The sequence below is a fragment of the Arcobacter caeni genome (assembly GCF_003063245.1).
GTDB lineage: Bacteria > Campylobacterota > Campylobacteria > Campylobacterales > Arcobacteraceae > Aliarcobacter > Aliarcobacter caeni.
Genome location: NZ_MUXE01000029.1, coordinates 1 through 7924, shown reverse-complemented (window position 1 = coordinate 7924; position 7924 = coordinate 1). Strand labels below are relative to the sequence as shown.

At 26.9% G+C, this 7924-nt stretch carries 10 protein-coding genes; 4 read left to right on the top strand and 6 right to left on the bottom strand.

Annotated features, from left to right (window positions below):
* Positions 1 to 61: 61 nt before the first annotated feature.
* On the bottom strand, positions 62 to 316 hold the full coding sequence (locus B0174_RS11855) for an OadG family protein (protein WP_108561286.1): 255 nt from the start codon (positions 314 to 316) through the stop codon (positions 62 to 64).
* Between the two features lie 317 nt (positions 317 to 633).
* Here B0174_RS11855 and B0174_RS11850 point away from each other — a divergent pair, with 317 nt between their 5' ends.
* The gene (locus B0174_RS11850) at positions 634 to 1290 is read left to right on the top strand and encodes a S24 family peptidase (protein ID WP_108561283.1); all 657 of its coding nucleotides are present in this window, start codon (positions 634 to 636) and stop codon (positions 1288 to 1290) included.
* Between the two features lies 1 nt (position 1291).
* Here the strand turns inward: B0174_RS11850 and B0174_RS11845 are convergent, their stop codons facing one another.
* The 5 genes from B0174_RS11845 to mobB are packed head-to-tail and all read right to left on the bottom strand — an operon-like array spanning position 1292 to position 5815.
* Entirely contained in the window at positions 1292 to 2290 is a 999-nt protein-coding gene (locus B0174_RS11845) for a peptidoglycan synthetase (protein ID WP_108561280.1), read from the bottom strand.
* On the bottom strand, positions 2290 to 4242 hold the full coding sequence (gene metG / locus B0174_RS11840) for a methionine--tRNA ligase (RefSeq protein WP_108561277.1): 1953 nt from the start codon (positions 4240 to 4242) through the stop codon (positions 2290 to 2292). The genes B0174_RS11845 and metG overlap by 1 nt, the downstream gene beginning before the upstream one ends.
* Before the next feature lie 32 nt (positions 4243 to 4274).
* Positions 4275 to 4481, bottom strand: coding sequence for a hypothetical protein (locus B0174_RS11835; RefSeq protein WP_108561274.1), 207 nt, complete (start codon positions 4479 to 4481; stop codon positions 4275 to 4277).
* On the bottom strand, positions 4474 to 5316 hold the full coding sequence (locus tag B0174_RS11830; protein WP_108561289.1) for a class 1 fructose-bisphosphatase: 843 nt from the start codon (positions 5314 to 5316) through the stop codon (positions 4474 to 4476). Before B0174_RS11830 ends, B0174_RS11835 begins: the two co-directional genes overlap by 8 nt.
* A 1-nt stretch (position 5317) precedes the next feature.
* Positions 5318 to 5815, bottom strand: a complete 498-nt coding sequence (mobB, locus tag B0174_RS11825) for a molybdopterin-guanine dinucleotide biosynthesis protein B (RefSeq protein ID WP_108561271.1) — start codon at positions 5813 to 5815, stop codon at positions 5318 to 5320.
* A gap of 75 nt (positions 5816 to 5890) precedes the next feature.
* Between mobB and B0174_RS11820 the strand changes: the two genes are divergently transcribed.
* The 3 genes from B0174_RS11820 to B0174_RS11810 all read left to right on the top strand — a co-directional run bounded on the left by B0174_RS11820 (position 5891) and on the right by B0174_RS11810 (position 7651).
* Positions 5891 to 6151, top strand: coding sequence for a transposase (locus tag B0174_RS11820; protein WP_165790428.1), 261 nt, complete (start codon positions 5891 to 5893; stop codon positions 6149 to 6151).
* A 110-nt stretch (positions 6152 to 6261) separates the two neighbouring features.
* Entirely contained in the window at positions 6262 to 6501 is a 240-nt protein-coding gene (locus B0174_RS11815) for a helix-turn-helix domain-containing protein (protein ID WP_108561265.1), read from the top strand.
* Positions 6494 to 7651, top strand: coding sequence for a type II toxin-antitoxin system HipA family toxin (locus B0174_RS11810; protein ID WP_108561262.1), 1158 nt, complete (start codon positions 6494 to 6496; stop codon positions 7649 to 7651). Before B0174_RS11815 ends, B0174_RS11810 begins: the two co-directional genes overlap by 8 nt.
* Positions 7652 to 7924 lie beyond the last annotated feature (273 nt).

Here is a 7924-nt window from a genome sequence, read left to right as displayed (position 1 = left end):
GATTGAAATCCATCTCTAAAAGTTGTATCCATAATATCTATATATTTTTTAGACATATATTTTAACCCTTTAGATTTTTATGATGTTGTACGGCTGCTATTACTGCAGCTATTTTTGCAGCGTCTGTGGTTGCAATATTACTTATTGGTGTAATATTTGGCATAATATTTAACTCTTTTTCTTTTTGAGGAAAAAATTTAGTTAATATTACACTTTGACCTTTTAGTACCAATATCATTACTATTAGGAATGAAAATACTACTCCCATACCTAAGAACATAAATTTTATTGATTCTGCTACTAAGCTTATTTCCATAATACTCTCCATAGTTACTATCTGTAATTGTCATCGTAATAATATATAAAAGTTGCTTTAGTAATATTTATATTTCTATTTAATCTTTATTAAATTTCTAAATTTATCATTTATAATATTTTATCTCCGAATTTATAAATCAAATTATCAAGTTTATTTAATATTTTAATGATATCTGCTTTTGTTTTCATCAATTTAATTGTCATTTTGATTCCTTTTTAGTAAAGTATTTCAAATAGTATAATATTTAATAAAAATACTTGAAAAATATTTCATTTTGTAATATAATTAGTTAATTTAGATAAAAAGGGTGGATTATGTTAATAGTTGATGAAATTATTGAGAAATTAAAAGATATTTTAAGTGCTGATGGGAAAAATGGTAAAGTATTTGATAAAGATGTTGCAAATTCACTGGATTTGAGTCAAGCAAATTTTGCAACAATGAAAAACAGAGGTAAAATTCCTTTTTCAAATATCTTAAATTTTTGTGCAAAAAAGAAGATTTCAATTAACTGGCTTTTATATGATCAAAATCCAGGTTCTTTAGTTGATACAACTGATAAATATTGGATTAAATATTATCCTACCGTAGCAGTTAGTGCAGGTGGTGGAGCTTATGAGGCAGAAGATAACTATGAATCATTACAATTACCAACATATTTTGTAACTATGTTAGGAGGAAAAGAAAACCTAAAAAATATTGATGCTATCAATGTAGTAGGGGATTCAATGGAACCCACATTAAATAGTGAGAATATTATATTCATAGATAAAACAAAAAATGATATGAGTAGAGATGGGATTTATGCATTTACTACAACACACGGTTTATTTGTAAAAAGAATACAAAGAAGGGTTGATGGGAAGTTAGATATTATTTCTGACAATAAAGATTATCCTTCTCAAATTTTGAATAAAAATGAATTAGAAATATTAGGAAAAGTTATAAGTTCTTTTGGAATGGTTTATTAATTCAAAAAAGAGTTAATCTTTTTTCACTTTTAAGAATATATGTTTGAACTTGATTATAATTAAAACCCATTAAATATATAGCATTAAATTTTAATTTTCTTAAAATTGGTTTTAATTCATCAAGATTTCTAATATTAATTTGCTCATCTTTTTTTAAATATTCTGTATATTCAGATGTAATAAAAATAGTTTTTGCATATTTATATTTTATTTTCATATATAAAATCTCATTTGCATATAAGTTTTTTATATCTTGACAAATAATAAATCTATCACTTTTTCCAAATTCAATAAAATTTAAATTTCTATCTATAAATAGGGGTTTTAGATTATTAAATAATTTTAATTTTCCAAAATCTATGTTTCCACCTAAAAAGTTATAAACTCTTAAAAACTGTGCTAAATATAAACTAGGAATTTTTAGTTTAGAAAAATATATATTATTATGTGAAAAGGAAGTTTCAAATAATGAATGTTCTATTAAATTCTCTATTTCTAATTTAGTAGTAATTTTGCTAAAATCCTTATTTTCTGGATAAATTTTATTTAATATTTCAGTATTAAAAGAAAAGATTACATCATTTTCTTCTATTTCATCTATATTTTTAAATAAATTTTCTAATTTATTTGGTATTAATTTAATAGATTTAGGGAAATTTGAAGAATAAATTTTTAATAATTGATAAGTTACTTTATCACAAAAATAAGCTTCTAAATTTAAAATTGATAATTTATATCTTATTAACTTAATAATAGAATCATCTATATTTTTTACTTTTATCCAAGCAATCTCATTATCAAGAATTGGAGAGTTATTATCAAGAATTATTGCAAAAGCTCCATTTTTTATCGCCATTTCAATATCATTTAAATCTTTAACGATAAATAAATCGCCTTCTTTTACTTTTTTTGGATTTGTTTTAATAGAGTAGATGAAAGAGATTGATGGAGAGTTTAATAAACTTCCATCAACAATATCTAAAATAGATGAGATTTGCACTAGCTTATTTTTGTTCCAGATTTTTTAGAAGTTTCTGGTCTTAATAATGATAAACCGTTTTCATCCCTTGCAGCCATTAACATTCCTTCGCTTATCATTCCCATTAGTTTTGCAGGTTTTAAGTTTGCAACTACACAAGCTTGAGTTCCTATAAGTTCTTCAGCAGAATAATATTCTTTTATTCCTGCAAGAATTTGTCTATTTCTTCCTTCACCTAAATCAACTTGAAGTTTTAAAAGTTTTGCAGATTTTGGAACTTCCTCTGCTTCTACAATCGTTCCAATTTTAAGTGTTGTTTGAAAAAATTGATCAATTGTAATTAAATTATCATCTTCAACTTCTTCTACTTTTTTTTCATTTTTTACTTCACATTCAGATTTTGAAATATCAGATGATGCTGGTTGTTCTAATAAAACTTCTTCAATTCGTGGGAATAATTGTTCAACTTTTGTAATTATTGTATCTTCAAGTAAAGATTTATTTTTGATTAAAGAGTTATAAGTTGCTGTATTGATTTTCATTCCTAATGACTCTGCAATTTTAGCAATTTTCTCTGGCATAACAGAATCTAAAAGTAGGGCAACTTTTGCCATTATATTTGTGATAAGTGCAACTAAAGCCATAGCTTCATCAGATTTTCCATCTTTCATTAAATTCCATGGTTCATAATCATTTATTGCTTTATTTGCAATCGTTAATACTTTCCAAATATCTTCTAAATATCTGTTTATTTGCATATTAAAAATATAAACTTCAACTTTTTCTAAAATAGCATTAACTTCTGCTAACTCTTTTGCATGGAATTTTTCTACATCTTTTGAACTTACTTTATAATCAAAATATTTTCCACTCATTCCTGAAATTCTATTTAATAAATTTCCTAAGTCATTTCCTAAATCTGAATTAATTCTATCAATTAAGGCTTTTTGTGAAAAATCTCCATCTTGTCCAAATGGAACTTCTCTCAACATAAAATATCTAAATGCATCAAGACCATAAGCATCTGCTACAAGTTTTGGATCTACAACATTTCCTTTAGATTTAGACATTTTTTCACCATCTCTTGTCCACCATCCATGAGCAGCAATATGTTTTGGAAGAGGTAAATCTAAAGACATTAAAAATGCTGGCCAATAAATAGCATGGAATCTTAGAATATCTTTTCCAACTAAATGAATACTAGCTGGCCAGAAATTCATATTAGCCTCATCTGTTCCATATCCAAGTGCCGTAATATAGTTCATTAAAGCATCAAGCCAAACATACATAACATGTTTTGGTTCATTCATAGATTCAGGTAATTTTACACCCCAATCAAATGAAGTTCTTGAGATTGATAAATCTCTTAATCCACCTTTTACAAAGTTTGTAATTTCATTCTTTTTTGCACGAGGTAAAATACAGTCTTCATTTTCTTCATACCATTTTATTAATTTATCTTCATATTTTGATAATTTAAAAAAGTAACTTTCTTCTTTTACTATTGAAGTAGGTCTTCCACAATCAGGGCAGAATTGTTCATCAACTAATTGTTTTTCTGTAAAAAATGTCTCACATGATACACAATAAAAACCTTCGTATTCACCTTTATAAATATCACCTTTATCAAACATAGTTTGGAAAGCTTTTTGAACACCAAGTTTATGTTCATCATCAGTTGTTCTAATAAATTTATCATAAGAAATATCAAAATCATCCCATAAATTCTTAAATTTACCAGATATTTCATCAGCATATTCTTTTGGAGTTTTTCCTCTTAATTCAGCACTTTGAGCAATTTTTTGCCCATGTTCATCAGTACCTGTTAAAAGAAATGTATTTGAACCAATTAATCTTGAATATCTAGCTAACATATCAGCTATTATTGTTGTATATGCATGACCGATGTGAGCTACATCATTTACATAATAAATTGGTGTTGTTATATAAACATTTTTACAAGATTCTTCCATTGTTTACCTTTTTTTCTTTTTTTATAATTATATTAAAATTCAAATCCACCGCCAGCACCTTTGTTCATAGATTCATAAACGGCTTTCACATATCTTTTTCTTAATTCACATTCAAAAAACTTACTACAATCTGAACATGTTTTTAAACTATTTTGTTCTTGACAAGTTTTTAATTCAACTAGCATTTTGTCTAGTTTAATATCCCACTCATCAATAACTAAATTTTTATGATTAGGCATTTTTTTTATAAACTTCTAAAACTCTATTTATCTCCGTATTTGAACCAAAAAAACATGGAGTTGTATCATGAATATGAGTAGTTTGTACTTCTAAAACTCTGTTAAATCCATCAACTGCTCCACCACCTGCTTTTTCATAAGTTAGAGCAAATGGAAATACTTCAAATAGTTGTCTTAGTTTTCCTTTTGGTCTATCAGTTGTTCCAGGATATGAGAATAATCCACCACCTTTTAGTAAAATCTGGTGTAAATCAGGAACCATTCCGCCTGAATATCTTAATCTATAACCATCATTAAAAATATCATCAATTAATTGTTTATGAAAAGGAGCCCAACAGTTTTGAGTTGAACCTGGTGCATTTAATTTACCTTTTTCATTTAGTTTAATATTTTGTATAAATTTAAATTCATTATTTAACAATCTATACATTTTAACATCAGAAGTTGTTACAACCATTTCAACTCTTGGACCAAAAACTACATAAACAGAAGCAACAATATTAGCAGCATTAAATTCATTTTCATAAATCCCAAAAATAGAACCAACTGATAAATTTACATCAACTAAAGAAGAACCATCAAGTGGGTCATAAGCTATTAAATATTTACCATTTTCATGTAAGTTTACGATAGCTTCTTGTTCTTCACTAACTATTGCTTTGATTGATGGAATTTTTTTGAAAATTTTTTCAATAATTTCATCACTTGCAATATCAAGTTTTAATTGAGTATCACCAGTTGAATTTTCATGTTCACTTTTACCTGTGTCACCAGTTTGTATTAAATCTCTTATTTTAATCGCTGATTCTTCGATTGCTTTAATAATTTCTTGCATTTTATACTCTCTTTGCATTTTTGTTAATCCATAAAATTATCTCTTCTGGATTATTTAAATTTAATATATCAATACTATCAGGAATTTCATTTTTATTTATTGTTTCATCACATGCAATTGCATTTGAAACACTAAAATAACTCTCATCTAATCTTTCTCTAAAAATAGAGATTCTTGGCAATTCAAGAGTTTTTAAACCCTCAACCAACAAATAATCAAAATCTTGAAATAGTTCAACCATTTCATCGATACTTGAAGTACTTTTTTTAAATAAAGTTGTTTTATTTGGACTTACTACTGCAACATCAGCACCTGTTTGAGAAAATTTAAAAGAATCTTTTCCTTCTCTATCAAAAACGGCTTTATCTTTTGGATCATGTTTAATAATACAAACTTTAAAACCACCATCATTAAGAATACTCGAAACTTTTACAATAGCAGTAGTTTTACCACTATTTGAAGGACCTGAAAAGGCTACAATTAATCTTTTTTTATTCATGGTTTGGATTTTATCTAAATGATTGTTAAAGTTATTTTATACAGGCGATATATTTTATTAAATGAGAGCTTGTTTATGAAGCTTATTATTAATAATAATGAAAGTGTTGTAAAAGTTGCAGAAGATTTAGATTTAAATCCAAAGACATTATATCATTGGGTTACAATGTATAAAAAAGCTCATAAAATTCCAACAAAAAGTATAAATTTATCATCTTCTAAAGAAAGTGAATCAGAGGAACTTAAACGCCTAAGACATGAAAATAAAATACTAAAACAAGAGCGAGATATTTTAAAAAAGGCAGCAGCATACTTTGCAAAAAGAAATCCATGGTAATAAATCTTAGTCTCAATACATTTTATTTAAACAAACATTCGTATAATATACTTGACAAAATAAGAGTATTAAACTAAAATGACAATTATATTATACACAAAGAGAAAAATATGGACTTTAAAGAGTTTGGAAAAGATATAGCGTTGCTACGAAAACAAAAAAAGATATCTCAACAAAGTCTATGTGATGACATCGCTATATCAAGAGCTACTTTAAGCAATCTTGAAAATGGTGGGAATGTAGATATTGGGTTGAAAAAAGTTCTACAAATTGTTGACTATTTGGGATATGAAATCTGCATAAAAGAAAGATCGCCTTTTCCTGTATTTGAGGATATCATAAATGGATAAATTGGCTGTAAAAGTAGATGGTAAATATGTAGGAAATATCATCAAAGAAAATGATGAATACATTTTTGACTATGTAAGTGAAAAAAATGATGATTTTATCTCTTTAATTATGCCTGTGCGTGCAAAAAACTATATACACAATAAACTACATCCTATATTTGAGATGCATCTTCCTGAGGGGTATTTGCTCTCTATAATCAAAAAGCACTTTTCAAAAATACTCAAAACAGATGATTTTGGTCTTTTAAAAGTGATGTCACCATCTATAAAAGGTCGGCTAAGTTATGAGATGGATGCAAACACAAAAGACGATGCTTTGTATTTAGAAGATTTATTGCATCCAAAAAGTGAAAAGCTTTTTGATGAACTAGTCTCACGCTTTGCACTAAGTTCAGCTCTTAGTGGTGTACAACCTAAAGTATTAGCAACTATAAGAAATAAAGCGACACTCAAACTAGATGACTATATCGTTAAATCATGGGGCGAAGAGTATAAAGAACTAGCTTTAAATGAATACTATTGTATGCAAGTAGTTCGAGGTGCAGATATTGCAGTCCCTGAGTTTTTTATCTCTGATGATGAGAAGCTTTTTATTATGAAACGATTTGATATAGTTGAAGAAAACAGATATTTAGGTTTTGAAGATATGTGTGTGTTGCTAGGAAAACAAAGAGATGATAAATATGATGGAACTTATGAACAAATAGCAAAAACTATCAAAATATTTGTATCAAATAAGCACAAAAAAAATTCACTCAAAAACTTTTTTAAAATGACAGTCATAAACTTTTTGGTACAAAATGGAGATGCACATCTCAAAAACTTTGGACTTGTGTATGATGGGATAGAAGATATCAGACTAGCTCCTGCTTATGATGTGGTTTGTACAACTTTATATATTAAAGATGATATACCAGCACTTCATCTACTAGGAAGTAAAAAATGGTGGGATAAAAAGTATCTTTTAAGATTTGGTGTACAAAGTTGTGATCTTACTCAAAGTGAGGTAGAGAGTTGTTTTGAAATGTGTGTAAATTCACTAAAAACCGTTCTAAAAGAGATAAAACAAAGAGAGCTAAAAGAGCAAGACAAAGATAAAAAAGAGATTTTAAATATATTAATAGAAAGGTTTCAACAATATAAAAACTAAAATAACCCATCTAACATCAGCACAACAAAGATAAGATACATCACAAATTGTGTCATTTGCTTTATTTGAGATAGTTTTACGATTCTCATCTTTTTTTCTTTTTGGTTCATCTGAGTGGATTAATGTAGCATAAAAATGAAGCACTATGGAGAGGTAACATAAATTCATACTCAGAATTAAAAGATTCTGAGATAAAATAAATGAATAAAGGTTGCAAATGAGACAAAGTAAATATAGTCAAGAGTTTAAGGATTCAACAGTACAGTTGATTAT